The following is a 24,976-nucleotide window of genomic DNA, read 5'->3' as shown; positions in this document are numbered from 1 at the left end:
CCGACGCTTGGACGCTCGGCGCGAATGCGACTCGTCGATCGCGCGATGAACCGCATGCTCGGCTTGCCCCCGGCCACGACCGACTACTCGGTGCGCAAAGGCGTACCCGTGCCGATGCGTGACGGCGTCGTCCTTCGCGCCGACCACTACCTGCCGCGGACCGCGACACCGGCCGGCACATTACTGCTGCGCTGCCCGTACGGCCGCGGCGCTCCGGTGTCGTGGATATACGCCCAGCTATATGCCCAACGCGGCTATCACGTCGTATTACAAAGTGTGCGAGGCACATTCGGCTCCGATGGCGAATTCGAACCGGCCACGCACGAGGTCGAAGACGGGGCCGACACTGTGGCGTGGCTGCGGGACCAACCCTGGTTCACCGGCACCTTCGCCACGATCGGCCAGTCGTATCTGGGCTTCACCCAATGGGCGCTGCTCGTCGACCCGCCCCCCGAACTTGTCACCGCGGTCATCATCGTCGGACCCCACGAGTCCAAGTCGCTCATTGCACGCAACGGCGGGCTCGCCTTGAACAACGTGTTGTGGTGGTGTGCTCAGGTCGCGAATCAAGAGATCGGCGGCCCCGCGCGAAGGACGCTGCGGCAGTTCACTTCCGAGCGTGGTGTGCGGGCGGCGGCAAACCGGCTGCCGTTGGGCCGCAGCGGACGGGACCTGCTGGGGGCGGGAGCATCGTGGTACGAAGACGCGCTGGAACACAGCGGCGTCAGCGACGAGTACTGGCGGCGCGCCGACGTCGAGGCGGCCCCGGACCGCACGAGGATTCCGGTGTTGCTGATCGGTGGGTGGCAGGACCTGTTCCTTGGCCAGACGCTCGAGCAGTATCGGCGGCTGAAGGCCAACGGGTCAAATCCCGCGCTGCACATCGGTGCGTGGACACACCTCGAGATGTTGGGTAAGTCGGCCGGACTGATCACACGCGAGACACTGCCATGGCTGGCAAGGCATCTCGCCGGCGAGAGTTCGGTGGCGCGGAGTCCGGTGCGCATCTTCGTCACGGGCGGACCGGGCTGGCGCGACCTACCCGACTGGCCACCCGCGAGCCGAACCCGCACGCTGTATCTCAATCCGGGTGCCGCGCTGTCGCGAGCTGCGGTCACCGACGAGTCGGCGTCACGATTCACCTACGACCCCGCCGATCCCACTCCGACGATCGGCGGGCCGCTGCTGTCCGCTTCCAATGTCGGGTATCGGGACGACACCGCACTGAGCCTCCGACGCGACGTGATCACCTTCACTACAGCGCCGTTGACGCACGACTGGGAGGTCATCGGAACGCCATCGGTGGAACTGCAACATTCCACCGACAATCCTCACGCCGATGTCTTCGTCCGGCTCAGCGAGGTCGATTCGCGCGGTCGCTCGCGCAATGTTTCCGAGGGCTTCGTACGCCGTGTCGACCAAGACCCAACCGTGCGAATCACTTTGGATGCCATCGCCCACCGCTTCCGAGCCGGGACAAGGATCAGGCTGATGATTGCCGGCGGCTCGCACCCGCACTACGCCCGCAATCTCGGCACGGGCGAACCGCCACTGACCGCCCTCGCGATGAAGCAGTCACGCCACACCGTCGCGCACGCGGCGTCGCGTCTGGACCTGCCCGTCGTGCAGACGGGGCCGCACGAGTGACGCGCCCCGACGCGAACCGTACTGGCTGCCGACGAGCGGCCGGAGGCGTTGTGCGGTAGAAAGTGCGTAAACGAAAGCCCTGCCAAGCAGCGCGCGGGATTCGGCTCGCTTTGACGAGAGGCTTGATCGTATGCCTGCATGGAGACGTCGCACCGCGACGAACGACGGCAGCACGTCCGACGTCAGCCGCAGCGTTGGCGCGGAGATGGAAGTCGAGGTGACCGAACCCGCGGTGCTGGATTTCCAGATCGCGGTCAGCCGTCAACCCGGCATCGAGGTGAGCGAGTCGCTGACCATCAAGCACAACGGCAAGGCCGTCGAACCGCGCGAGATCATCGGCGCGCACCAGACCCGAATTCATCTCGTGCCGGCCGACAAGGGAACGGTGACCCTGTCATACGAAGCGACGGTTCTCGGCCACGCGGACCCCGACCCCGTCACCGATATCGACGCCATCACCTATTTGCGCCCGAGCAGGTACGCCGAAGCCGACAAGTTCTTCGGGTTCGCCGCAACCGAATTCCAGCAGTACGGCACCTCGGTGACTCTGCTCGAGAAGGTCTCGTCGTGGGTCGGCACCCGGCTGAATTATGTTCCCGGTTCTAGTGATCCGATCGACGGGGCCGCCGACACCTTGCTCGCGGGCGCCGGCGTGTGCCGCGACTATGCCCATCTGGTGATCGCGCTGCTGCGGGCGGTCCATGTCCCGGCCCGACTGGTTGCGGTGTATGCGCCGGGCTGCCAGCCGATGGATTTTCACGCCGTGGCCGAGGCACTGATCGACGGTGTCTGGCAGGTCGTCGACGCCACCTGCCTGGCCCCTCGCCAGTCCATGGTCCGTATTGCCACGGGCCGGGATGCCGCCGACACCGCTTTCCTGGACAACCATGGCGGCGCCATCAACCTGCAAAACATGACCGTCACCGCGGTTGTCGACGGTGAGCTACCCAAGGACTCGGTCGAGCAACTCGTCAGCCTGGGGTAGGGGCGAGGAGCGGTCGCGATCTCGCGTCGCCGGGCATTAAGGTTGGTCCATGCCGGACGCCGCCACGCCCGTACTGGTCCGGTCCGACCGAATCCTGTTGCTCCTCTCGGCGGTGTTCGTGCTGGGTGCGGGGTTCGCCCATTTCGGCGACTGGAACTCGGTGCTGACCTTCCTGGTCGCCGCCGCCGCGGTGGGTATGCTCGCGGCGCTGGTCGGCCACAGTGTGGATCAGCTCGGCGACCGCTTTGGAGCCGGCGCCACCGGGGTGCTCCAGTCGGCGCTTGGCAACCTTCCCGAGCTCTTCATCTGCCTGTTCAGCCTCCGGCATGGCCTGGTCGACGTGGTCCGCGCGGCTCTGGTCGGGTCCGTCTTGGCCAATCTGCTGCTCGTATTGGGTCTCGCATTCGTGGCCGGAGGACTTCGTCACGGCACTCAGCAACTCGGATCGCACCGTGCCCGCACCGTGACGGTGTTGATGTTGCTGTCGGTTACGGCGCTGTCGATCCCGTCGGTGGCTTACTGGGTCCACACCCCGGCCTCCCACCACGAGGACGCACTGTCGATCGTCGTTTCGGTGCTGCTGCTCGCTTTGTTCGCGTTGTCCCTACCGGCATCGTTGCGACGGCACGACGACGAGGCCGAGCCCGCTGTATCTCATGAACACCCGCGCTGGCCGGTCTGGCTCGCGATCGGCATGCTCGCCGGCGCCGGGGTTCTGGCGGCCTTCGTGTCGGAGTGGTTCGTCGACGCGCTGCAACCGGCCATGCACGCACTCAACATCTCCGAGGTGTTCGCAGGCCTGGTCGTGGTCGCGATCGCCGGCAACGCGGTAGAGAACTTCGTCGGCATCCAGCTTGCCGCCAAAGGACAATCCGCGTACGCATTCTCGGTCGTTCTCAATTCGCCACTGCAGATCTCGCTGGTGCTGGGACCGGCGCTGGTGCTCATCTCGCAGGTCACCGGCATGGCCGGGCTGACCCTGGTCTTCAGCCCGATGTTGGTGGTGGCGTTGCTGCTCGCCGTCATCCTCACCGCGTTCATCTCGTTCGACGGCGAATCGACGTGGCTCGAAGGCGCCACTCTCGTCGTGCTCTACGGGATCATCGCCGCAGCGTTCTGGTGGGGTTGACCCGCATCTGCAGGGCCGGCCCTCAAGAGCGGCGAATCGCAGGAACACGTAACGTCTTTGACATGAGCGTCTATGCCTTGAACCTCTTCGACATCGCCGACGCCGACGAGTACCGCGCCTACTCGCGGCGGTCGCCCACCGAGGTAGCCAAGCACGGTGGTCGCGTTGTCGCGCTGGGCCAGTTCCAGCATGCGGTTCTCGGCGACATCGAACCGCGTCAGGTGCTGATCCTGGTGGAGTGGGAATCGCGAGAAGCCTTCGACAACTACTGCACCGACCCGGAACTCGCCGATCTGCATCCGCACCGTGAGGACGGATCGTCGAAATACATCTGGCACCTCTTCGACCGCCTTGACGACCTCAGGCCACTCCTAAGTCGATAATCCGCTTATTGAGGGTCGCCGTATCCGGGGAGTCCTCTTCGCGCGCCATTGGCAGGCCGACGGTTCAGATCTTGAGATAGCCTTTGTCAGCTGGGATTTGGGCGGCGGTGACGAGCGAGGACGCATCACTGGCGAGCCAGACGACGATGTCGGAAATCAGGTCGGGGGCAGCCAGCGAATCGGTCGGCAGTGCGCCCGGCGAGAAGCTGTGGATGTAGTGCGGGTGGTCCTGAAAGACCTTGTACATCGACAGGTCGTTGCCCATCGGGGTGTCGGTGCCGTAGGGGTGCACCGAGTTGACGCGGATGCCGAATTCGCCGAGTTCGACCGCCAGCGAGTTGGTGAGGCCGACGACGCCGAATTTGGTTGCGCAGTAATGCCCGCAGCCCGGGACGGCCTTGATCCCGGCCGCGGAGCTGATGTTGATGATCGATCCGCCATTGCCGGCGTCGATCATTGCCGGCACCACGGACTTCATGGTGTTCCACAGCCCGGTGAGGTTGGTATCGAGCGTCTCCTGCCACTGCTGGGCCGAAATCTCCCACACCCGGCCCCAATTCAGCACCCCGGCATTGGCCACCACGATGTCGAGCCGTCCGAACTGTTCGATCGCATTCGACACGACGCGCTGCTGGCCGGCCAGGTCGCGGACGTCGACCTCCTCGGCGAGGATCTTGCGGCCTGCACCCTCGACCAGATTGACCGTCTCGGTGAGGTCTTCGGGTGTCGCCGGGGGATAGCCGTTGTGCTCGGCGACCGGCGCGCACGCGTCGATCGCGACGATGTCGGCTCCGGCCCGGGCCAGCCGGATGCAGTGTGAGCGGCCCTGTCCTCGGGCGGCTCCCGTCACGAAGGCGACCTTCCCGACCAACGGGGTGGCGGTTTCGCTCATGCCGATAGCTCCTCCACTGACGGTGCCGGCTCGGGCTGGACGGCGGGCTGGGTACGAAACTCGTAGTCCGTCAACGGCGATCGCCGGCTGAACCGCCGCGACGCGGTGATGGTCTGCGGGCGGTGGTAGACGGTGTCGCGCTGCGAGTTCACAAAGTAGGTGGACAGGCCGGGGTTGCAGGCCGTCAGGTAGAGGCGAACGGCCTTGCCTTGCCGGTGCATCCGATCGTTCCAGCGGTCGAACGCGGATTGGCGGACCGCGACGGATGTCGCGCCGCGCTGTCGTACCTCGTCGATCATGCGCACGGCGTGCGCGGCCATCGTCTCGACGAAGTCGGGCCAGGCGAATCCGACGAAGCCCAGCGGTCCGACGATCTCCCACCGGTTGGGCAGCCGCGGATGCGCGGTCCCGGAATAGCTGCGCAACCCCTCGGCGCGGTAATACCGCGCAAGATCAAAGCCGTTATCGCCCAGAATCGTTCCGGGACGGTACGTCTCAGGATCGGTCCACAGCTCGTAGCCCGTGGCCAACACGATCAGATCGGCGGGACGATCGGTGCCGTCGGCGGTGCGGATGCCGGTGCGGGTGATGCGCTCGATCGGGGTGGTGATCAGCTGCGTGCCCACGTGGTTGAACACGGGCAGGAAGCTGCTGGAGATGACCGGACGCTTGGCGAGCAGGCCATAGCGGGGAACCAGCGCTCGGCGCGTCTGCGGATCCTCGACCACTGCGCGCAGCAGCAATCGGTACAGCAGCCGGCACCAGGCGTCGTAAAGCGGCATGACGCGCGTGAGTACCCGGTCGGGCAGCAGCGGCAGCAGATGCATCAGCGGCGCAAGCATGAAGGCGTCCATGCTGGCCCGCCCCAGGGCATTGACGGCACCGGCCATGCCGGGCAACCGCAACAGCCGGCGCATCCAGGGCGCGATGTCGAAGTCGACCTTGGGCAGTACCCACGCCGGAGTGCGCTGATAGACAACCAGACTGGCGGCCTGGCTCGATAAAGCTCCGGCAATCTGGACCCCACTGGAACCGGTGCCGATGATGGCGATGTGTTTACCCGCGGTGTCGTAGTCGTCGTCCCAGGCATTTGGCCGCAGGATGGTGCCGACGAAGTCGTCGACGCCGTCGATGTCGATCACGTTCTTGGCGTTGACATAGCCGCCTACCGAGTTGATCACGAAGCGCGCCGACACCGGCGGCTGATCCTTGATCGAAAGGTGCCACCGACTGCCCGCTGCGTCCCATTGTTGTTGTACGACTTCGGCATTGGCGCGCAGGTGCTTGTAGAGCTTGAAGCGGGCCGCGGTGTCGCGCAGATACTGGTAGATCTCCGGTCCCGGCGCGAAGAACCGAGTCCAGTTGGGGTTCGGCGCGAAGGACAACTGGTACCAGAGCACCGGGATGTCGACGGCCAGGCCGGGGTAGTGATTATCCCGCCAGGTGCCGCCGAAGTCGGGTCCGCGGTCTAAAATGATGAAGTCATTGATGCCCTTGTCGCGCAACAACTTCGCCGCGGCGATCCCGCCCGGCCCGGCACCGATGATCGCCACTTCGTAGTCGGGTTCAGACACGGTCGGCCCCGGTCAGGCCGGCGACGATGTGATCGCAGACGTACCGGCGCACGGCACGGGGATTGTCGAGGTTGACCGCGATCGGGGGGATTAGCTCGAAACTGAATAGCATTCGCACGATCCATTCGCTAGCACGTGCCGCGTCGACCGTCGGACCGACTTCTCCGTTCCGCTGGGCGGCTTTGACCAAGGGCTTCCACAATTCGATCGCACGGCGCATCAACTCGTCGCCGCCGTGGTCCAACAGCAGGACCAGGATGCCGCGATCCAGGCCGCGCGGCATCGATTGCGAGCGTTGACGATGCGCACAGATCAGCACCGCGACCGCCGCCGCCTGCTCGGCCAGGGTGGCTTCCTTGGCGATCTCGACGGCCATGGTGTCGATGAAACCGGCGGCCAGCTGGTTGAGTGCGGTGGCAATTGCGTTGTCGCGGGTGCCCAACACATTGTGGACGGTGCCACGCGAAACGCCGGCGGCTTCGGCCACGGCCGTGAGGCTGAAGCGCCTGGGCCCCAGCTGGCGCAACGTGTCGGAGGCGGCGGTCAACAACGCGTTCGGCACCGCCCGGGTGTCGCGCGCGGCATCGAGGGGCACTTGAACACATTAACGATATGTGTTCAACGCGGTCAATGGGCCACCAGACCCGAAGAGCTCGAAAAGCGATGGTTTGACCAGGCCTCCAGCGGGTATTTTCTCGGAGTCACACTCGAGAAGGGGGCCGGAGATGACGACGGTTGAGCACGGTCGCACGCGGTGTCCGCGATGCGCGGCGTTCGCTGAGTACCGGTTCCTCGAAATCGGCGACAACAAGCTGGAGTACGAGGTGCGCTGCGGTAGCTGTGGCCATGTCCACTCCGAGGTAACCCCCGTTTCGACTGCTCCCGCCACTGCTGCGTAGGGGCTTCATAACCGGCTTGTATCGGGTCATAGCAACCCGATCTTGGACAAGCTCCGCACTGTTGAACGACGCTAAAGTCACAGGGTGAGTCGAGCTATCGCCCACTTAGCGTCGGGAGCGAGAGCATGACCACGTCGTCGCCCAGAGTGCACTATCAGGCCCGCGGATACGCGCGGCGGTTGTGGATGCTCGCCATCGCCGGTGTCGTGGCCGCGGCAGTCGTCATGATTGCTACCGGCAGCCGGCAGTCGGTGCGGCTGGATTCGGCCGACTCGATCGCCATCGCCGGTGGCGTATCGATCACCCCGGCTCCGGGGTGGGCGATTGCGGACCGCGGCCCCAACTGGGTGGCGCTGTCCAACAACGACTCCAGCGCGCAGTTGCAGGTGGCGGTCAAACCCGCCGGCGGAACCGATCTCGTCGGCATGCTGCAGGCCGATATCCATCAGTTGACCGGCACCCCGGCGGCCGGCTTGATCAACGTCAAGAACTTGAGCGCGCCCATCCCGAGAACGTTGCAGGGCACCAACTTTCAGCAGGAGGTGTTCATCAACTACACCGCGGACGTGTCAGGTCCGCAGGGGCCGATTCCCGTGATCGGCACGTTCAACGAGCTGCTGAACACCTCGACTCGCCAGTCGGCCTTCATCGACTTCCGGCAGAACGACAATGCCACTACTCAGGTCGACGACGATGGCGGATCAATGATCAATTCGATGCTTTGACAGCCTATTTCACGCGCCGTTGAGCGATGATGCGGGCGCCGTGGGAAGGGATGTAGACGACGTGACGGGCGCGGGCCGTCTCGGGCCGGCTGCGGCCGGGCGTGAGACGGTAATTGAGCAGGACCTCACGAAGGATCGCGGTGGATTCCATCATCCCGAATCCCGCCCCCAGACAACGGCGTACCCCCGCGCCGAAAGGCAACCAGTTCGAGGCCGTGGCCGAGCCGTCGAGAAAGCGTTCGGGCCGGAACACGTGCGGATCGGCATGCTGGTCGGGATCGGACTGCACCGGGCCGATGCCGGCAAATACGATGTGGCCGGCGGGAATTCGATAGCCGCCCAGTTCAATATCGTGGGTCAGTCGTCGTGCGACTGAGTGGACCACGGGATGTAGCCGCATCGACTCTTTGATCACGGCTTCGAAGTATTTGTCGTCGCCGGTGTCGACCGCGGCAATGGCCTTGTCCTGCAATGCGGGATTATGCGCCAGGTCGTGCAACGCCCAGGACAGCGTGATCGCGGTGGTTTCGTGGCCGGTCAGCAGCAGGGTGACCATCTGGTCGCGCAGCTCGGCATCCGAGAGCCGGTCTCCTTCCACGTCCGTAGTGATCAACCGAGACAACACGTCACGGCGCTGCGCAGTCTGCACCGCGTTGCGGCGCTCGCGGATCTCGGCGTAGAGCAGGTCGTCGATGTGCGTTAGGAGTTGACGGAATCGCTTCCAGGGCCCGAACCGCTGCAACTGGGGTACCACCTCGTCGGCGTACACCGCCATGGATGCGGAGACGAGTCTCAAGAGCGGGACACGAAGCACGTCGAGCCGTGGCCCCTCGTGCAGACCCAACACAACTCGCAACATTATTTCCAGAGTCGCGGCATTCATTCGCGGCTGGGCGGCGAACGGGGTGCCGAGCGGCCACCGGTCGATTTCTTTGGCGGCGAGTTCGTTAGTGATGTCCCGGTAGCCGCGCAGTGCAGCGCCGTTAAAGGGAGCGACCAGCAGTTTGCGAAGCCGTTGGTGCTCAGCTTCGTCAGTGGTCACCACGGAGTGCTCGCCCATCACGTTGCGTAGGCCCTGGAATCTTCCCTCGCCCGCGTGGAAGGTGGTCGGGTCGCCGCCGAGCACGGACCGAGTGAGTTCGGGACTGCACACCAGGACAGAAGGCCGGCCCAGTACGGAGACCGCGATGACATCGCCGTAGTGCTTGCGCAGCCAGGGCGTGATGCGGGCCCGATGGGAGAACAGTGCGGTCTGCACCAGGCCGGGCACTCGTGGGCCGGGCGGTAGCGGCAGCCGCGCGAGTGGATCGGTCGCCGCTGGCGTCGTCTGGCTCATGTCAACTCGCCCAAACGGTGCGGAACATAGGCGCCTCCTCGGGGCTTTCGACGCCCACTCAGCCTACCGAGCATCCGCCGGTGCCGAAGCTCGAGACGACGGCGCCGCGGGCTCAGTGCGGTTCGGCCAGCCTGGCCATCTCGGCGAACATCGATTCGCGCAACTCCTCGCGAGACAGATCGTGGAGTCCGGTCGCCGCGCGCACGAACGGTTCGAACAATTGCCAGCCCAACAGCAGAGCGATCGCGTGCGCGGCGCCGAGCTGGGCGCTCTCTTCGCTCTCGTGTTCGGGCCGAATGCCTTCGAGCAGCCGGGCGGCAGCGGGGAAGCTGGACTGCAGTTTGCCCGCCGGAAACCCGTCGAGCAGGGCACGCGCGATGACCCGCAGGTGGATGGAGGTGGCCGCCTCCGTCTCCTCCGGGGACGCCTCGCCGCCGGTCATCGTGGCCAGCTTCGTGGCCAGGTGATCAAGCACGGCAGCGACGAGTTTCTCCTTCGTCCCGAAATGGCGAAACACCAAGCCGTGGTTGACGTGGGCCCTGGCTGCGATGTCGCGAATCGACGCAGCCCCGGGCCCCCGTTCGGCGAACATCTCCGCCGCGCTGTCCAGGATCGCGGCAGTCACCTCTTCACGGCCGGTCGGAACGGGAGCTGCATCGGGGCTTGCGCCGCGTGTAGTCATATGTCTACACTATCACCGTAGTCACTTGACTACAGCCGAACGAAACTCCAAGGGGACGATCTGCCATGACACAGCCGCAAACGCTGAGCGTGGAGTACGAGGAGCTGATGGCCCGAGCCGATGAGCTGGAGGCCCCGATCCCAGGCTTGCCGACCGAAAACCCCCAGGCCCCGTGCGTCCTACCGATGGTGATCACGGCCGCCGATCAACTCGCGCTGTCCGCCGACAACATGCGGATCTACCTGGAAGCCGGCGAACGGGAGTGGGAAGCACTGGCCGAGTCCCTGCGCAATGCCGCGAAGGCCTATGAAGAGGTCGACACGGGCGCCGCGGCCGCCCTCGACAGCGGCGACGAGTCCGTGTCGGGCGCGGCGACCGGGACCCAGATGAAAAGCATCGCCCCGCCACCGCTCACCGACACACAGATCGCGGCAGCAGGCGAGGCAGCGCCCTACCGTGACGTCAAAGAGGCGGCGCAGGACATCAGCGAACCCGATCAGGGCGTGGCGTTCACCGGCTTCGCCGATGCGTGGACCGCGTATCAGCGGGCGTTGTTGGAGGCCGCGTATCGGTTCCGGCCCTTCGAATCCTGGGAAGGCGATGCGCGCTATGCGGTAGAGGCGAACTTCGACCAGCAACGAGCGTGGCTGTATCAAATGGCGGATCTGTGCGGATTGATGGCGACGCAGGCCCGCAGCATCGTGTCGACGCAGGACTGGGCCCTCCCGGAGCATCCCACGGTGCAACAGGTCGAGGACCTCGACTACCTCTGGTACCAGTGGCAGACCACCTATCCCTGGAAGATGCAGTGGTCTGACCTCAAGCCCGTGCTGGAAGAGGAGTACGTGGCACTGCAGGAGAAGTCGGAACAGGTACTGGCCGAATACGAGCAGCGGGCCGCTTTGCCGCTGCCGCCGATCAGTCCGCCGCTGGCTCCCGCCGCGTATGCCGTCGTACCGCCGATCGACCCCGGCGCCTACGACTTCGGGCCCGGCACCGAAACGCCCTATCCCGAATCGCCCTACGGGGATCTCCCGCAGGTAGAGCCGCTTCCGGAGATGGGTGGCATGCCGTCCGCCCAGACGGCCGCGACGCCGACCGACGCGACCCTGGGCAGTGCACCGACCGCGGTGCCGGACCCGTCGAAACCGGCCGGCATGAAGCCCGCGTCATCCGGTGGCGCCGGCATACCGCCGTTGCGATCGGTCCCCTCGATGCCACTGCAGGCGCCGGCCGAAGGAGGAGGGGGCCTCCGGCCGGCGCCGGCAGCACTCCCGCCCACCGCGTTGGGCCGCGGGATCCCCGGTGCGGCAGGCGCGATGGGCGCAGGCGGCATGGGCGTACCGCCGATGGGTGCGCATGGCGGTCACGGACAACAGCCCGGCAAGGGCAAACGCCGCCAGGCCGACGCATCGATCTACTCCGAGAACCGCGCCTGGACCGAGGCCATCCTCGGCCGGCGCAGACCGAAGGATGCCGCAGACCACTGAGGGAAAGAGAGAGCGGGCCTTCTTCAGAGGTTGTTGGTCGCGGGGTGCCAACAACCTCCGGCGGAGGCCCGCTCTCGTATGCTCACCCGGCTCCCAGCGAGCCGACGTAACCTCGCGCACTACCTGGTGAATCCGGCACCATGATCTGATGCATCCCTTCCGGAAAGCGGTCGAGGACCGCGACGAGGCAGCCATCCAGGCATTGCTGGCCGACAACGTGGTCTTCACCAGCCCGGTGGCATTCAAGCCCTATATCGGCAAGCCGATCACCGCGGCGATTCTGCGCGGTGTGCTGCGGATCTTCGAGGACTTCCGCTACGTCCGCGAGATCGCGGGCGCCGACGGCCGCGACCATGCACTGATCTTCGAGACCGGCCTTTCTGGCGCCCCGGGCGTCAAGATCACCGGATGCGACTTCCTGCATTTCGACGAGAACGGCCTGATCGACGACTTCATGGTGATGGTGCGTCCGCTGTCCGGGGCGACGGCACTGTCCGAGGCGATGGCCGCCCAGTTCGGCCGGATCCAGCAGGAGGCCTTGGAACTGGATTAGCGCTGGCCGAGCAGCCCGACAGTGCGTTAGTTCAGCACCGCACCGAGGATTCCGACGCGCCCGGCGTCGGCTTCGCGGCGCAGCACCGTGGTGGCCAGGTCGAACGTCACGCCGGGAATCGTTTCGTTGACGAACGGATTTCCGGTCCACCAGGTGATGCGGCAGACCCGGCGAGTGATCCGCCAGCCGGCCGGAGTGCGCACCAGCGCATCGTCGTACCAGCCACTGCCGTCCCAGAGGGGGTTGCCGTCGACCGCCTTGCGCACCAGCCGCCAGCCGCCGTTGCAGAAGCTGTGCGCGCGGTCTTGATCGACGTGGACGACGTGGGTGGACATGGTGTGCTGGGTGGAATCGAAGGGGTCATGGAACGTGGCGAACTCGGACTTGAACCGCTCACGATCCGTCCAGCGTGACGTCGGACCGTAGTCGGCATCCACATCGTCGGCGAAGATCCGGTCGAACAGGTCCCAGCGCTGGGAGTCGACGGCCAGCCCGTACAGGTTCACCAATTGCGTTATCGCCACGACGTCGCTGTCGGTCATGGTTCTGGATAGTAAAGGGCACAAACCGCGGCGCCGCCGCGTTGCGATACGCATGTGGGCCAAGAGCGGAGGGAGACGCGGGTGAAGATTCGCTTCGGGGTCGGACTGGGTGCGGACAGCACGCCCGATCAACTCGCCGGCATTGTCGATCATTTGGAGAGCAGCGGCGTCGACTCGCTGTGGTTCTCCGAACTTGTCTACGCCCCCACGGTGGATCCGATGGTCGGGATGGCCTATGCGCTCGCCCGCACCACTCAGTTGAAGGTGGGCACCTCGGTGGCAGTACTGCCGGGACGCCATCCGGTGCTGGTGGCCAAACAACTGGCGTCGTTGGCGGCCATCGCACCTAAGCGTGTTCTTCCGGTCTTCGGTTTGCGGTCCGCGATTCCGGCCGAGCGCGAGCTGTTCGCGGTCCCGGATGGAGCGCGCGCGGCGGTGTTCGATGAGTCGCTGCAGGTGCTGCGCTGCGCGCTGTCCGACGATCCGGCCAGCTATCACGGCCAGTACTTCACCGTCAGCGGGGCGGTGATCACTCCGAAACCTGCTCCACCACTTGACATTTGGCTGGGCGGTTCGGCACCGGCGGCATACCGTCGCATCGGTACCTTGGCGGATGGCTGGTTGGGCAGCTTTCTTACCCCAGCCGAGGCGCGGGCGGGCCGCGAGGCGATCGAGCGGGCCGCCGAGCAGGCAGGCCGCCAGATTGAGCCGGATCACTTCGGCATTTCATTGGGTGTCGCCGATGGCGAGTTGTCGCCCGAGTTGGTCGCGGCGGCCCGCCGGCGTCGTCCCGACGTCGATCCCGCCGACCTGATCGCCGCGGACTGGGATCAGTTGCATCGCCAACTCGACGGCTATCTGGATGCGGGGCTGACGAAATTCGTGATTCGCCCGGCGGGTCAAGTGTCGGTGGCCGGCTTCGTCGATCGTTTCGTCGCGGAGCTGGCGGGTCGGCAGAACTAAGCGCCACCCTCGGGGCTGATGGCCGCCATGCTTAGGCTCGACAAGTGACCATCCCCTACGACGTGGCACTGCGTGACCGGATTCGCGCCCATCTCGCCAACTACGAACGGCGGGCGGTGACCGATCCGACCAAGCGGCACGCCGCCGTCGCGGTGGTGCTCGTTGATTCGGAGGTCGGCGAGGACCGGGTCGATCCGGTGTCGGTAGAGGACTGGAATGCCGGTCGTCCGATGCCGGCAGACGACCTGGACGGCCGCATGGTCGACGTGTCGGGCGGCGCGGCATTTCTGCTGTGCCGCAGGGCTTCTCGCCTCACCTCGCACGCCGCGCAGTGGGCCCTTCCCGGTGGCCGGCTGGATGCGGGCGAGACGGCCGTGGACGCGGCGTTGCGGGAACTGCGCGAAGAGGTGCGGATCGCACTGCCCGCCTCGGCGGTGTTGGGTCTGCTCGACGACTACCCGACCCGATCGGGTTACGTCATCACACCGGTGGTGATCTGGGGCGGCGGACGGCTCGATCCCGATCCCGCTCCCGACGAGGTCGTGGCCGTGTATCGGGTGGGGCTGCACCAACTGCAACGCGATGACTCGCCGCGATTCATCACCATCAAAGAGAGCCCGCGACCGGTCGTCCAGATCCCGCTCGGAAACGACCTCATCCACGCACCGACCGGGGCGGTGTTGTTGCAGCTGCGGTGGTTGTGCTTGGAAGGACGCCACGATTCGGTGGACCACCTCGAGCAACCCGTGTTCGCGTGGAAGTAGTTATCCGACAACTTCATTGGTAGCCGACTGGGCAATCAGCGGCCGGCTGGGAATGCGCTCGCGGAGAACCGGAGCGACGTCGGACTGAAACAGTTCCAGGCTGCGACGCTGCTGGCTAGCCGTCACCCCGTCGGTGTCGGCGGACAGGTGCATCACTTCGTGGCCGAGGTGCTCGTGGTAGCGGCCCACCTTGTCGATCACCTGCTCGGGACTGCCCACCAATGCGGAGCTTCGTTCGACGAAATCCTCGATCGAATCGAACACCACCGGGACCCCGGCGCGGCGCGCGAATGCCAGGCGCGCCTCGAACATCGGCCGGTAGGCCGCCACCGCTTCCTGCGACCTTCGGGTGACGTAAAACCCCGCGGTTCCGGCACCCACCAAGGCATCCTCGGGGCGATGTCCATAGAACTCCCACCGCTGCCGGTAATGGCGCACCAGCTCGGCGTAGGGCTCAACGGAGTTGACGACATTGGCGGAGAAGATTGGATCACCGTGGCGGGCCGCGAGGTCAACGGAGTCCTTGCTGGTGGCGCTGCCGTGCCAGATCCGTATCCGGCGCTGCAGCGGCCGGGGAAGTGCCTTGGCGTTGACGAGGGGTGGCCGGAACCTGCCCGCCCACGTCACGTTCTCGCTCTCCCACAGCCGGCGAAACAGCTCGTAGCCTTCGCGGTTGCGGTCCCACTGGTCCTCGGCCGTTACGTGAAACAACTGGGCCTGTGCCGCCCCGTTGCCCTTGCCGATGATCAACTCCAGACGCCCGCCGGACAGGTTGTCGAGTGTTGAGTAGTCCTCGAACGCGCGCACCGGATCCAGCAGGCTCAACGTCGTAACCCCGGTGAACAGACCGATTTTCGAGGTCCGCGCCGCGATGTTACTCAGCACCACCGGCGGCGATGAGGAGATGAACGGATCTTCGTGGCGCTCACCGACCGCAAAGCCGTCGAAACCCAGCTCCTCAGCGAGCGCCGCCTTATCCACGACATCGCGAAACCGATCGGCGGGGCTACGCTGCTTGCCCGAGACCGGATCCCCAACATGCGTGATCAGCGTTATCAGCAGAAACTTCATTGATATATACGAACCGATCGGTTCTCGACTTCATTCCATTCGGGCGGCGGTGTAAACCACGCCGATATATACAGTTCGCGCACGAACGCGCAATCGATCTAGCCAGATGCCGATCGCCGGGGGCAAACTTACGAACGACATTGCCGCTGATCGATTCAGGAGTGCCCATGACGACGTATGCGTTCGACCCGGAAATTGCTGCGTTGCTTCCATATCTGCCCGACCTGCCGGGTGAAGATCCGGTGGCGATTCGGTCGGCGTTGTCGGAGATGGTGGCTCAGCTTCCGGTGCCGGACACCACCGGAGTTCGGATCGAGAATCGTGAAATCCCCGGCCGCGCCGGCGATCCCGCGGTTCCGATCCGTATCTACTGGCCCGATCAGCGCAGCGGCCCGGCCGGGGTGTACAGCGTGCACGGGGGCGGGTTCGTCGCCGGAGACCTGGAAACCGAACACGGCACGAACGTCGTCCTTGCCCGCGAACTCGGCGTCGTCGTGGTGTCCGTCGACTACCGGCTCGCACCCGAAACGCCGTTCCCCGGCGGCCTGGAGGACGTGTACGCCGGGCTGGTCTGGACGGCCGCGAACGCGGACGAATTGGGCATCGACCCGCAACGCATCGCCATCCACGGGATGAGTGCCGGAGGCGGCCTCTGTGCGGCGCTGGCGCTGCTGGCTCGCGACCGCGGCGGGCCGCACATCGCGTTTCAGTTTCTTTCGGTGCCCGAACTCGATGACCGACTCGCCACCGCGAGCATGACCGACTTCACCGATACCCCGCTGTGGAGCCGCCCCCGAGCGATCGTTAGCTGGGACTGTTATTTGGGCGCCGGTCGCCCCGGAACCGACGATGTGCCGATCTATGCTGCGCCGGCTCGTGCCACCGATTTGGCAGGTCTGCCGCCGGCGTACGTCTCGGTTATGCACTTCGACCCACTTCGTGACGAAGGCGTCGCCTACGCGTTGGCCATGCTGGCCGCTGGCGTGAGCGTTGAATTACATCTGTTTCCAGGAACTTTCCACGGCTCGATGTTGATCCAGGACGCGGCGATCTCGAAACGCGAAGCGGCCGAGAAGATCGCAGTGCTGCGCCAAGCGCTCGCACTGTAGCGATCACCCAGGACGAAATCCGCTCTGCCGGTGGCTGTTTCGGCGCAGCCTCAGCGCCCGGGCTACGGCGGTCGTCAACGCCAGCACCGCCATGACCGTAAGGATCGTCGCAGCGGCTTTCGCGGACCCGATGGTGCTCAGCAGCATCGGCAGGCCGAAACCGATGTAACTGACCGTGTAGAACGTGCCGGTGAGGGCACCGCGCAAGTGTTGCGGCGCAGCGGCTTCCAAGTCGATCAGGCCCTCACGGAGCAGCAGGCCGGACGCGCAGCCGAGAACCACCAGCAGCGACAACGCCACGGCCAGCGGCATGGTCGACGGCGCCGCCGCGGTCACCGCGTAGCCGAGTGCGGCCAGCACGGCGCCGACGGTGCCGGCCTGCGGACCCCACTGACGCGCGCGGGCGATCAATTGAGTGGTGCCGCTGACGCCGTTGGCAATCAGCGCTGCGGTTCCCGCGGCCAGCGGGGCGGCGAGCCCGGTGTGCACGTGGATGGGGATCGTGACGAAGGCAAGAGTCGCCGAGGAGTACACCCATGGCGACAGGGGCAGCGCCCAACTCAACGCCCGCCTGATGTCGGGGCGTGCCGACGCGGCCTGCGGTTGGCTGGACGCGGCTACCGGTGCGGTCACGTCCACGCGCTGGGCTGCCACCATCGCGGCGACCGTGGCGAGCACGACGAGTGCGGCGGCGATTGCGAACGACTCCCAAAGCCCGGATTGCCCCACCGAGGCAATCACGCCGGATGCGAACGGGCCCACCGCGAAACCGGCCGTCAGGACGGCTCCGGCAACCGCGGCGCCGGCCGGCCCTTTCATGTCCGAAGCCCACGCGGTGCACGAGCTGACCACCAGCCCGACACCGGCGCCGACCACCAGTCGACCCCCGAGCAAGACCGGGGAATGCAGGGACAGCAACATCGCGACCGTGCCGGCCAGCGCGGTGATCGACCCCGCCCACGCCACCGACTGGCGGCCCAGCACATCCGATAGCCGGCCGCCGATGAGCAGGCCGGGCAGCAGTCCCACCGCGTAGATCCCGAAGATCGCGTCGAGTGTGGTCCTATTGAGGTGCTGGTGATCGCTTAGCGCGGGGATCAACCCGGCGAAGTGGTTAGCCGCCCAGCCTGTTGCCAGCAGGACGACCAGCACCGAGGCGAATAACTGTGCGGATCCCCCAGATTCACCGCGTGCGTCTTTTCCATCCGTTTCCACCGGTGCCGGTTGCGCCCGGCGGGGCACAGCCACATTCGGCCTGCACACGAATTCCTCCCCAGTCTCTGGCACGCGGTCGATCGACGAACGGTGTATCGCGGTGATATCGGCCACAGCGTTGTGCCTTTGCGGCGCGCCGCGAAAATTAGCGCTGCACCTTGTCCACAGACGGCGCCGCTCGAGCGGTTATTCCGACTCGCGATACAACGACAGTTGCCAACCCGGAGACTGCCCAGCGGGCGGGGTTTGAATCATGCCCGAAGCAAACCTGGTGGTCTGTCACGGTCGTTCCTAGGCTGCGCGGGTGATGTCGACCAATCCGGCGCCGGCCCGGGTGTCTCTTCGTGGTGTCGACCGGACGTTCGGAACGCATACCGTGCTGCACGAGGTCGATATCGAAATCGAGCCGGGCAAGGTCGTTGCGTTACTCGGCTCCTCAGGTAGCGGCAAGTCGACACTGTTGCGGCTCATCGCCGGTCTCGACAGTCCGACCGGGGGACGCATCGAGATCGACGGCGATGCGGTGCGCGGAATCGACCCGCGCTGCGCGGTGGTGTTTCAGGAGCCCCGTCTGCTGCCCTGGCGATCCCTGGCCGCAAACGTGGAGTTTGGCCTGCCGCCCGGCACGCCGCGCGCGAAAGGCTCGGGCGCAGTGACACACTGGCTCGAGGTCGTGGGGTTGCGCGAGTTCGGCAAACATTACCCGCGGCAAGTCTCCGGCGGTATGGCGCAACGCGCCGGCCTCGCGCGGGCCCTGGCGCGACGCCCACGCGTCCTCTTGCTGGACGAACCGCTGGCCGCGCTTGACGCGCTGACCCGACTGCGGATGCAGGACTTACTCGATGCCGTGCAGCAAGAGGCGGGCACGACAACGGTGTTGGTGACACATGATGTGGACGAGGCCGCGATCCTCGCCGACCGAGTGCTGATACTGCGCGCGGATGAATCGGGCGGCGCCCGTATTGCCGCGACACATGAAGTGGAAATACCCAAACCACGCGACCGCGGGGATCCGCGAATCGCCGCGTTGCGGGAGCAATTGTTGGACGAGCTCGGTGTACCCCGACGGAGCAGTGAGGCAAAAGCATGGTGAAAGGTCGTTACCTGACTTCGATTTCGGTGATAGTCGGGGTTGTCGCGGTATCGGGCTGCGGTTCGAATGGGGGCCCTACGGCGTCGAAAGACATCCACTTGGATTACGCCTACTACAACCCGTTGAGTCTGGTGGTGCGTGACCAACACCTGTTGGAAAACCGTGGTTACAACGTCACGTGGGTGCTTTCCGCAGGCAGCAACAAGGCCAACGAGGGGCTGCGATCTAAAGCGCTGGACATCGGATCCACCGCCGGTTCCGCCGCATTGGTCGCTCGGGCCAACGGATCGCCGATCAAGGTCGTCGACCTCTACGCCGGTGGTGAGTGGACGGGCCTGCTGGTCACCAAGGACTCGCCGATCACTTCGGTGGCCGATCTAAAGGGCAAGAAGGTAGCCGTGACCAAGGGCACCGACCCGTACTACTTCCTGTTGCAATCGCTTGCCACAGCAGGACTTTCACCGAGCGATATCGAGATCGTCAACCTACAGCATGCCGACGGCAAGACCGCGTTGGAACGCGGCAACGTCGATGCGTGGTCCGGGTTGGAGCCGTTCATCGCGCAGACCATCCAGCAGCAGGGTTCGCGCTTCATTTACCGCAACCCGAGTTTCAACAGTTACGGCGTCTTGGACGCCCGCGAGGATTTCATCGCCGATCACCCCGACGCTCTGCAGGCGGTGGTCAACAGCTATCAGGAGGCCCGAAAGTGGGCGAAAGCACATCCCGATCAACTGGCGGCATTGCTGGCCTCGCAGGCGAACATAGCGCTGAGCGTGGCGCAGGAGGAGCTGACCCGGACACTGGTGGATATCGACTCGGTGCCGGGGGATCCGGTGCGCACGGTCTTGACGCGGGTGGAGCCGCTCGCGGTGGCCGATTCCGATATCAAGTCCGACGACGCGGGTCGCAACGCGCTGAGCACGCTGATCGAGCCGAAATACGCTCAGCAGGCGCACTGACGTCGCCGTCCGGCCGGCTGGCGAAGCTGCCGCTGGCGTTGGTGGGCCTGATTGTCCCGGTGCTGCTGCTGGTGACCTGGCAGTTCGCCACCGCGGTTACTGGGTACTTCTCGCCCAGCCAGCTCCCTGCGCCCGGTGACGTGGTGTCGGCGCTGGGCGGACTCCTCCGGCGTGGTGAACTCTGGACTCACTTGCAGGCCAGCGGTTCTCGAGTGCTGGTTGGCTATTTCGCGGGTGCCATCGCGGGGCTCACGCTGGGTTCACTGGTCGGGCTGGCGGTGATCGTGCGCCGATTGCTCGCGCCGACCGTCGCGGCGTTTCGCACAGTGCCGTCTCTGGCTTGGGTTCCGTTGCTGCTCTTATGGTTTGGCATCGACGAGACACCGAAGATTCTGATGGTCGCCATTGGCGCATTCTTTCCCGTCTACACAACGACGGCATCTGCGCTCTCACACGTTGACTCGCAGCTGGTGGAGGTGGGACGGGCGTACGGTCGGCGTGGCGCGTCATTGCTCGCGACGGTGATGTTGCCCGCCGCGGCACCGGAATTGGTGAATGGGCTGCGATTAGGGCTGGCCAACGCGTGGTTGTTCGTGGTCGCCGCCGAACTCATCGCGTCCTCGAAGGGCCTCGGGTTCCTGCTGCTGGACAGCCAAAACACCGGTCGCACGGACGTGATGTTGTTGGCCATCGTCCTGCTGGCCGGGCTGGGCAAATTGACCGACAGTGCCTTGGCCGCGGTGGAGAAGCGGCTGGTGCGGCGCCGCTAGTGGGTTATCCGCGGCGGCGCAACACCGGTGTCACCAGTTCGCCCGTGTTCAGGTAGGTCTCGAGGTTGCGGATCGTCAGCAGCGCCATCGCCCGTCGGGTGCGCGCTGTCGCACTACCGATATGCGGGAACAACACCACGTTGTCCAGATCATAAAGCGCCGCAGGCACATTGGGCTCATCGGCGAAGACGTCCAGACCCGCTCCGCCCAGTGCGCCGGCGGCGACCAACTCCACCAGCGCGTCCTGGTCCACGACGCTTCCGCGGGCAATGTTGATCAGATAGCCCTCGGGACCCAGCGCCTCGAGGACGGAGCGGTCGACGAGATGACGAGTCCGCTCGTCGCCCGTGGTTGCGACGACCAGCACGTCGACCGATTCGGCCAACTCCAGCGGCGAGTCCGCGTAACGATACGGCGATCCGTCAATTCGGTGCCGGTTGTGATAGGCGATGGCACAGTCGAATCCGAGCAACCGTGTAGCGATGGCCGATCCGATGCGGCCCAATCCCAGGATGCCGACCTGAAGGCCACTGACGTCTCTGGCGTACGGGAATTGTCCCTCGCTTGCCCACCGCCCCGCTCGCACGTAGCGGTCGGCCGCGCCGAAGCGGCGCAGCGTCATCAGGATCAGCCCCAGTGCGGTATCGGCAACGGTGTCCGACAGCACATCCGGAGTATTGCTTACGCCGATACCCCGTTGCCTGGCCGCGGCCAGGTCGATCAAATCCACTCCGGCGCCGTTGTTGACTATCACTTCCAGCTTGGGCAGGGCCGCGATGGTTTCGGCGTCGACACCGTAGCGGCCGGAGGTCACCACCACGCGGATCTGCGCCGCATGCTGCGTCAGGAACTGGGTCCGCTGCGGACCGCTTGGGAGTAAGGGAATTTCGTAGCGATCCGCCAGCTCTCGTTCGAAGGTGGGCTCGAAGCTGTCGCCGATCCGGAGCACGTCGCTCCTCTTCTCGACCGTCACCTTTGCATCATCTCCCAAGTCATCCGGGTTGGCATCGCCGAATGGTCGGCACCCAAGCTACGAAACGCCGTGCACGATCTTGCCCCGAATTCCGCTATGCACGGCTGGCTTAGCTGCACAATGACGCGATGCAGATCGCAGATAGCGCCCTTCGATCACTGTTGGCCGTCGCAGTGCTGGTCGCATCGGTGGGATGCGGCGCCAACCACCGCGCTGCATCGGGGTCGGGTGGCGGCGGCGACTTTGCCGGTCCCATCGAGATCGGCAATGGTCGCCACCTCTATCTCGAATGCCACGGAAGGGGCAGTCCGACAATCATTTTGGAATCCGGGTATCACAACTCGTCGGATCCGTGGAATCAGTCCGAGGTGGTGGCCCCAGCGGTCGGTCCGGGTGTGCTGCCGGCCCTCGCCGACGACCACCGCGTTTGCGCCTACGACCGGCCCGGCACCTTGCGCTATCCCGACCCGCCCAGCATCAGCAACCGCAGTTCGCCGGTTGCGATGCCACGCACCGCCCAAGACGTTGTCCAAGATTTGCACGCCCTGCTGGCCGCCGCACATCTGCCGAGCCCCTACGTTCTGGTCGGGCACTCACTCGGGGGGCTGTTCATCCGCCTGTATGCGCAGACCTATCCCGACCAGGTGCGGGCATGCGCGTTCGTCGATGCCTTCGCCGTCGAGATCCCGAGCCTGATGGGATCGGACTGGCCCGTTTATCGTCGGCAGTTGGATCATCCGTTGCCACAGTTCGCGAACGCGGATTCGTTCGAGGTGATCGACATCGACCAGAGCGTCGCGCAGGTCGCGGCGGCCCCGGCCTTCCCTCCGGTGCCGACCGTCGTGCTGACGAGGACCGAGCCGTTCGCGGTTCCCGGCAGCGTCTCGGATGAGCAGAGCGCGACGCTGGAGCGGGCCTGGCGAGACGGCGCGTCAGATCTGATCGCGCTGCGTCCGCAAACGCCCCACCTGATCGCGACCGATAGCGACCACTTCATCCAAATCCACCAGCCCGACCTGGTGGTGGCCGGTGTACGTCTGCTGATCCAGAGGTCTGTCGAAAACCGCTGACGAAGCACTGCGGCATACTCGGCCCAATGACGTTAGTGCTGGCTGTGGTTGCGGTGGCCGAACTGGGCGGCCTCATCGCGCTCGGCGTGCTGCTCATCGTGTCGAGACGCCAGCTCAGCGGCGCGCGTGCCGCGCTCGAGCGCAGCCGTCGCAGCGGTGGCCGGCGCCGACGCCGCCGCGGAGTCGCGCCCATTGCGATCAGAACCGCATTCAAGACGGCCGATTCACTACTGACCAAAGGCGTCGGCGCGACAGTCCGTAACTCGGTCGAAGACCTCGCCGGCTGGGCGCAGGTGGAACGGCCCGACCTCGCCCGGCTCACCGCCGCCGGCGACGTGGTGATCGCCTTCTCCGACATCGAGAATTCGACCGCCCATAACGAGGCCCTGGGCGACCGAGAATGGGTGCGGGTGCTGCAACAACACAACAGGCTCATCCAGAAATTCGTCGACGACCACGGCGGTCACGTCGTGAAAAATCAGGGCGACGGCTTCATGATCGCCTTCGCTGATCCCCGCCAGGCCGTGCTGTGCGGTATCGGTGTCCAGCGCGCCCTACTCGAAGACGCCGAAGGCATTCGCGTCCGGATCGGCATGCACCTCGGACCGTCGGTCCGGCGCGGCGACGACCTTTTCGGGCGCAACGTCGCGATGGCGGCCCGGGTCGCCGGACAGGCCGACGGCGGCGAGATCCTTGTCAGCGAGCCGGTGCGCGACGCGATCGACGGCGCCCCCGATATCGAGCTCTGCGCACCGTGCGAGGCCGAATTGAAAGGCTTCCAGGGCACCCACAACCTCTACCCGGTCAAGATTTCCGAGACCGATTAAAAGAACGTCCCGGCATGGGGGGCCTCGGGAACGGCGAACAACCGATCGGCCACGGCCAGCGTCGCCGGGTCCGCTGCGCGCGCCAGCCCCGCCACGGCCAGACTGCGCCAGGTCGTGCCGCCCAGCAGCGCCGCACCCAGGCCCTCGATCCCGACGTGCAGATCGGCGGGACGGGTCGTGGCCTCGACCCCATCGCCGCTAATCGTGTAGCTGGCCGAATTCTTCGGTAGCAGTGCGTCGTTGACCGCAACGGTGACCGCGTCGTCACCGGCGTAGGAGCGCGCCGCCAGCGCGCGTTCGGCGTCGATGACACGCAGCCATGTTTCGTCGTGCATCGCGGTCACCTTGACCGCCCGGCGATCGACCAATAGCGACGGCAGCGGATCATCGAGCGGCAGCATCCAAAACGTCACTCGGTCAATCAGATCCAGCCCGAACAGGAAGCGCAGCAGCCCCAGGTAGGCGTCGATGTTGGGCGCGAAGAAATCCTCGACCACGATGGTGCGCTGCTCGCTGACAAACCACCTGTCGGTGTCGACGGGGCGGTAGCGGACGAACCCCGACTCGTTTCCGGGCTCCCCGTGCACGGCGACATACCAAGCCCCAGAGGATAATTCGGTGCGCAGCCGTACGCCCTCCCACCACACTGCAGGCCGGTCGATGGTCCCCGGCCGAGATGGGCGATTGGCGTCATAGATGCGAGGCAGCATTTCCCAGGCCTCGGCGGCGCCGACAAGTCGCACCGGGCCACCCGTCCCGACTCCGGGACGAAACGCCGCCCGCACGGTCGTAATCTCCACACTTTGGGCCAAACTCGCCACGCCGTAGCCGTAGCGTCCGTAGATCGTGGCCTCCGAGGCCCGTAATGAGGCGACCACCTCACCCCGCGCGGTGAAGTCGTCCAACTGGTGACGCATCAGGTCGGTGGCGATGCCCCGTCGGGTGAACGACGGCAGCACGCCGACGTCTGTCACGGCGGCGTGGCCGACGATGGCTCCGCCGGGCAGGGTCAGCGAGCTCGTCGCGGCGTATGCGGTGCCGACCAATTGGTCAGCGTCGAACGCGCCGACCATACGCCCGGGGTCGAGCATCTTGGTGATCTGGCCGGGCGGCAGGTCCGGAATCGGCGGAAACCCCACCATCGCGACGCGGAACAGGTTAAGCCCTGCGAGGAGGTCGCTCTCGCTATCGAGAACCCGGATCTCGGTGGTCACTCCGCCATCATGGCCTGTACCGCGAGTGGCGGCAGATGGTTGACGTATCCACCCACGTCAGCCCGAAGACGAACTGCAGAGACCCGAAATAAAGTCCGACTCAGGTCG

The 24,976-nt window shown here is 65.7% G+C and carries 25 protein-coding genes; 15 read left to right on the top strand and 10 right to left on the bottom strand.

From position 1 onward, the window contains the following. Positions 1 to 24 precede the first annotated feature (24 nt). From SKC41_RS07015 to SKC41_RS07000, 4 genes are all read left to right on the top strand, one after another. Complete coding sequence (locus SKC41_RS07015; protein WP_330976968.1) at positions 25 to 1,647, top strand: CocE/NonD family hydrolase; 1,623 nt, start codon at positions 25 to 27, stop codon at positions 1,645 to 1,647. A 130-nt stretch (positions 1,648 to 1,777) separates the two neighbouring features. Next, the gene (locus SKC41_RS07010; protein ID WP_330976967.1) at positions 1,778 to 2,632 is read left to right on the top strand and encodes a transglutaminase-like domain-containing protein; all 855 of its coding nucleotides are present in this window, start codon (positions 1,778 to 1,780) and stop codon (positions 2,630 to 2,632) included. Positions 2,633 to 2,681: 49 nt separating this feature from the next. Continuing rightward, positions 2,682 to 3,761 (top strand): calcium/proton exchanger, encoded by a 1,080-nt coding sequence (gene cax / locus SKC41_RS07005; protein ID WP_330976966.1) that lies wholly within the window; start codon positions 2,682 to 2,684, stop codon positions 3,759 to 3,761. Between the two features lie 62 nt (positions 3,762 to 3,823). Continuing rightward, positions 3,824 to 4,144, top strand: coding sequence for a DUF1330 domain-containing protein (locus SKC41_RS07000; RefSeq protein WP_330976965.1), 321 nt, complete (start codon positions 3,824 to 3,826; stop codon positions 4,142 to 4,144). Between the two features lie 64 nt (positions 4,145 to 4,208). On the opposite strand, the gene SKC41_RS06995 is transcribed toward SKC41_RS07000, so the two are convergent. From SKC41_RS06995 to SKC41_RS06985, 3 genes are read right to left on the bottom strand one after another with little or no spacing between them, the layout of a single operon-like run. Then, positions 4,209 to 5,036: a mycofactocin-coupled SDR family oxidoreductase gene (locus SKC41_RS06995; protein WP_330976964.1), complete on the bottom strand. Its 828-nt coding sequence runs from the start codon at positions 5,034 to 5,036 to the stop codon at positions 4,209 to 4,211. After that, positions 5,033 to 6,610 carry a flavin-containing monooxygenase gene (locus SKC41_RS06990; protein WP_330976963.1) on the bottom strand — a complete coding sequence of 526 codons (1,578 nt, stop codon included), beginning with the start codon at positions 6,608 to 6,610 and terminating at the stop codon, positions 5,033 to 5,035. Before SKC41_RS06990 ends, SKC41_RS06995 begins: the two co-directional genes overlap by 4 nt. After that, positions 6,603 to 7,205, bottom strand: coding sequence for a TetR/AcrR family transcriptional regulator (locus SKC41_RS06985; protein ID WP_330976962.1), 603 nt, complete (start codon positions 7,203 to 7,205; stop codon positions 6,603 to 6,605). Before SKC41_RS06985 ends, SKC41_RS06990 begins: the two co-directional genes overlap by 8 nt. A 528-nt stretch (positions 7,206 to 7,733) precedes the next feature. Between SKC41_RS06985 and SKC41_RS06980 the strand changes: the two genes are divergently transcribed. Beyond that, complete coding sequence (locus tag SKC41_RS06980; RefSeq protein WP_330978782.1) at positions 7,734 to 8,234, top strand: hypothetical protein; 501 nt, start codon at positions 7,734 to 7,736, stop codon at positions 8,232 to 8,234. A gap of 4 nt (positions 8,235 to 8,238) precedes the next feature. Here SKC41_RS06980 and SKC41_RS06975 read toward each other — a convergent pair whose 3' ends face one another. Next, entirely contained in the window at positions 8,239 to 9,570 is a 1,332-nt protein-coding gene (locus SKC41_RS06975; protein ID WP_330976961.1) for a cytochrome P450, read from the bottom strand. Positions 9,571 to 9,682: 112 nt separating this feature from the next. After that, a complete protein-coding gene (locus SKC41_RS06970) occupies positions 9,683 to 10,252 on the bottom strand; it encodes a TetR/AcrR family transcriptional regulator (RefSeq protein WP_330976960.1) in 570 nt (189 codons plus the stop codon). Between the two features lie 65 nt (positions 10,253 to 10,317). Here SKC41_RS06970 and SKC41_RS06965 point away from each other — a divergent pair, with 65 nt between their 5' ends. Next, on the top strand, positions 10,318 to 11,742 hold the full coding sequence (locus tag SKC41_RS06965) for a PPE domain-containing protein (protein ID WP_330976959.1): 1,425 nt from the start codon (positions 10,318 to 10,320) through the stop codon (positions 11,740 to 11,742). 148 nt (positions 11,743 to 11,890) lie between these two features. After that, on the top strand, positions 11,891 to 12,295 hold the full coding sequence (locus SKC41_RS06960) for a nuclear transport factor 2 family protein (protein ID WP_330976958.1): 405 nt from the start codon (positions 11,891 to 11,893) through the stop codon (positions 12,293 to 12,295). 26 nt (positions 12,296 to 12,321) lie between these two features. Here SKC41_RS06960 and SKC41_RS06955 read toward each other — a convergent pair whose 3' ends face one another. Continuing rightward, positions 12,322 to 12,837, bottom strand: a complete 516-nt coding sequence (locus tag SKC41_RS06955; RefSeq protein WP_330976957.1) for a nuclear transport factor 2 family protein — start codon at positions 12,835 to 12,837, stop codon at positions 12,322 to 12,324. An 81-nt stretch (positions 12,838 to 12,918) separates the two neighbouring features. Between SKC41_RS06955 and SKC41_RS06950 the strand changes: the two genes are divergently transcribed. Both SKC41_RS06950 and SKC41_RS06945 read left to right on the top strand, forming a co-directional pair. Then, entirely contained in the window at positions 12,919 to 13,800 is an 882-nt protein-coding gene (locus tag SKC41_RS06950; RefSeq protein ID WP_330976956.1) for a TIGR03854 family LLM class F420-dependent oxidoreductase, read from the top strand. 44 nt (positions 13,801 to 13,844) lie between these two features. Beyond that, positions 13,845 to 14,564 (top strand): NUDIX hydrolase, encoded by a 720-nt coding sequence (locus tag SKC41_RS06945; protein WP_330976955.1) that lies wholly within the window; start codon positions 13,845 to 13,847, stop codon positions 14,562 to 14,564. On the opposite strand, the gene SKC41_RS06940 is transcribed toward SKC41_RS06945, so the two are convergent. Then, positions 14,565 to 15,635, bottom strand: a complete 1,071-nt coding sequence (locus SKC41_RS06940) for an LLM class flavin-dependent oxidoreductase (RefSeq protein WP_330976954.1) — start codon at positions 15,633 to 15,635, stop codon at positions 14,565 to 14,567. A gap of 167 nt (positions 15,636 to 15,802) precedes the next feature. On the opposite strand from SKC41_RS06940, the gene SKC41_RS06935 reads away from it, so the two are divergent. Next, positions 15,803 to 16,744 carry an alpha/beta hydrolase gene (locus SKC41_RS06935; protein WP_330976953.1) on the top strand — a complete coding sequence of 314 codons (942 nt, stop codon included), beginning with the start codon at positions 15,803 to 15,805 and terminating at the stop codon, positions 16,742 to 16,744. A gap of 3 nt (positions 16,745 to 16,747) precedes the next feature. On the opposite strand, the gene SKC41_RS06930 is transcribed toward SKC41_RS06935, so the two are convergent. Beyond that, a complete protein-coding gene (locus SKC41_RS06930) occupies positions 16,748 to 17,959 on the bottom strand; it encodes an MFS transporter (RefSeq protein WP_330976952.1) in 1,212 nt (403 codons plus the stop codon). A 334-nt stretch (positions 17,960 to 18,293) separates the two neighbouring features. Here SKC41_RS06930 and SKC41_RS06925 point away from each other — a divergent pair, with 334 nt between their 5' ends. From SKC41_RS06925 to SKC41_RS06915, 3 genes are all read left to right on the top strand, one after another. After that, positions 18,294 to 19,052 carry an ABC transporter ATP-binding protein gene (locus SKC41_RS06925; RefSeq protein WP_330978781.1) on the top strand — a complete coding sequence of 253 codons (759 nt, stop codon included), beginning with the start codon at positions 18,294 to 18,296 and terminating at the stop codon, positions 19,050 to 19,052. Beyond that, entirely contained in the window at positions 19,049 to 20,014 is a 966-nt protein-coding gene (locus SKC41_RS06920; RefSeq protein WP_330978780.1) for an aliphatic sulfonate ABC transporter substrate-binding protein, read from the top strand. The genes SKC41_RS06925 and SKC41_RS06920 overlap by 4 nt, the downstream gene beginning before the upstream one ends. Before the next feature lie 71 nt (positions 20,015 to 20,085). After that, positions 20,086 to 20,784, top strand: a complete 699-nt coding sequence (locus tag SKC41_RS06915) for an ABC transporter permease (RefSeq protein WP_330978779.1) — start codon at positions 20,086 to 20,088, stop codon at positions 20,782 to 20,784. A 4-nt stretch (positions 20,785 to 20,788) separates the two neighbouring features. Here the strand turns inward: SKC41_RS06915 and SKC41_RS06910 are convergent, their stop codons facing one another. Beyond that, positions 20,789 to 21,757: a 2-hydroxyacid dehydrogenase gene (locus tag SKC41_RS06910; protein ID WP_330976951.1), complete on the bottom strand. Its 969-nt coding sequence runs from the start codon at positions 21,755 to 21,757 to the stop codon at positions 20,789 to 20,791. Between the two features lie 128 nt (positions 21,758 to 21,885). Here SKC41_RS06910 and SKC41_RS06905 point away from each other — a divergent pair, with 128 nt between their 5' ends. Beyond that, the gene (locus SKC41_RS06905; protein WP_330976950.1) at positions 21,886 to 22,827 is read left to right on the top strand and encodes an alpha/beta fold hydrolase; all 942 of its coding nucleotides are present in this window, start codon (positions 21,886 to 21,888) and stop codon (positions 22,825 to 22,827) included. 26 nt (positions 22,828 to 22,853) lie between these two features. Then, the gene (locus tag SKC41_RS06900) at positions 22,854 to 23,654 is read left to right on the top strand and encodes an adenylate/guanylate cyclase domain-containing protein (RefSeq protein ID WP_330976949.1); all 801 of its coding nucleotides are present in this window, start codon (positions 22,854 to 22,856) and stop codon (positions 23,652 to 23,654) included. Here SKC41_RS06900 and SKC41_RS06895 read toward each other — a convergent pair. Further along, complete coding sequence (locus tag SKC41_RS06895; RefSeq protein ID WP_330976948.1) at positions 23,651 to 24,868, bottom strand: GNAT family N-acetyltransferase; 1,218 nt, start codon at positions 24,866 to 24,868, stop codon at positions 23,651 to 23,653. The two genes, SKC41_RS06900 and SKC41_RS06895, sit on opposite strands and share 4 nt — an antisense overlap. Between the last annotated feature and the right edge of the window lie 108 nt (positions 24,869 to 24,976).

This window comes from Mycobacterium sp. 050128 (assembly GCF_036409155.1).
Classification (GTDB): Bacteria; Actinomycetota; Actinomycetes; order Mycobacteriales; family Mycobacteriaceae; genus Mycobacterium.
The sequence above is the reverse complement of the archived record's forward strand: the minus strand, read 5'-3'. Positions and strand labels throughout refer to the sequence as shown.

Bases quoted from the DNA above. Each gene is read 5' to 3' on its own strand.
- SKC41_RS06955 (WP_330976957.1), bottom strand. From the start codon at position 12,837: ATGACCGACAGCGACGTCGTGGCGATAACGCAATTGGTGAACCTGTAC.
- SKC41_RS06980 (WP_330978782.1), top strand. From the start codon at position 7,734: ATGATTGCTACCGGCAGCCGGCAGTCGGTGCGGCTGGATTCGGCCGAC.
- SKC41_RS06935 (WP_330976953.1), top strand. From the start codon at position 15,803: ATGACGACGTATGCGTTCGACCCGGAAATTGCTGCGTTGCTTCCATAT.
- SKC41_RS06905 (WP_330976950.1), top strand. From the start codon at position 21,886: ATGCAGATCGCAGATAGCGCCCTTCGATCACTGTTGGCCGTCGCAGTG.
- SKC41_RS07015 (WP_330976968.1), top strand. From the start codon at position 25: ATGCGACTCGTCGATCGCGCGATGAACCGCATGCTCGGCTTGCCCCCG.
- SKC41_RS07010 (WP_330976967.1), top strand. From the start codon at position 1,778: ATGCCTGCATGGAGACGTCGCACCGCGACGAACGACGGCAGCACGTCC.
- SKC41_RS06940 (WP_330976954.1), bottom strand. From the start codon at position 15,635: ATGAAGTTTCTGCTGATAACGCTGATCACGCATGTTGGGGATCCGGTC.
- SKC41_RS06970 (WP_330976960.1), bottom strand. From the start codon at position 10,252: ATGACTACACGCGGCGCAAGCCCCGATGCAGCTCCCGTTCCGACCGGC.
- cax (WP_330976966.1), top strand. From the start codon at position 2,682: ATGCCGGACGCCGCCACGCCCGTACTGGTCCGGTCCGACCGAATCCTG.
- SKC41_RS06995 (WP_330976964.1), bottom strand. From the start codon at position 5,036: ATGAGCGAAACCGCCACCCCGTTGGTCGGGAAGGTCGCCTTCGTGACG.
- SKC41_RS06975 (WP_330976961.1), bottom strand. From the start codon at position 9,570: ATGAGCCAGACGACGCCAGCGGCGACCGATCCACTCGCGCGGCTGCCG.
- SKC41_RS07000 (WP_330976965.1), top strand. From the start codon at position 3,824: ATGAGCGTCTATGCCTTGAACCTCTTCGACATCGCCGACGCCGACGAG.
- SKC41_RS06900 (WP_330976949.1), top strand. From the start codon at position 22,854: ATGACGTTAGTGCTGGCTGTGGTTGCGGTGGCCGAACTGGGCGGCCTC.
- SKC41_RS06960 (WP_330976958.1), top strand. From the start codon at position 11,891: ATGCATCCCTTCCGGAAAGCGGTCGAGGACCGCGACGAGGCAGCCATC.
- SKC41_RS06965 (WP_330976959.1), top strand. From the start codon at position 10,318: ATGACACAGCCGCAAACGCTGAGCGTGGAGTACGAGGAGCTGATGGCC.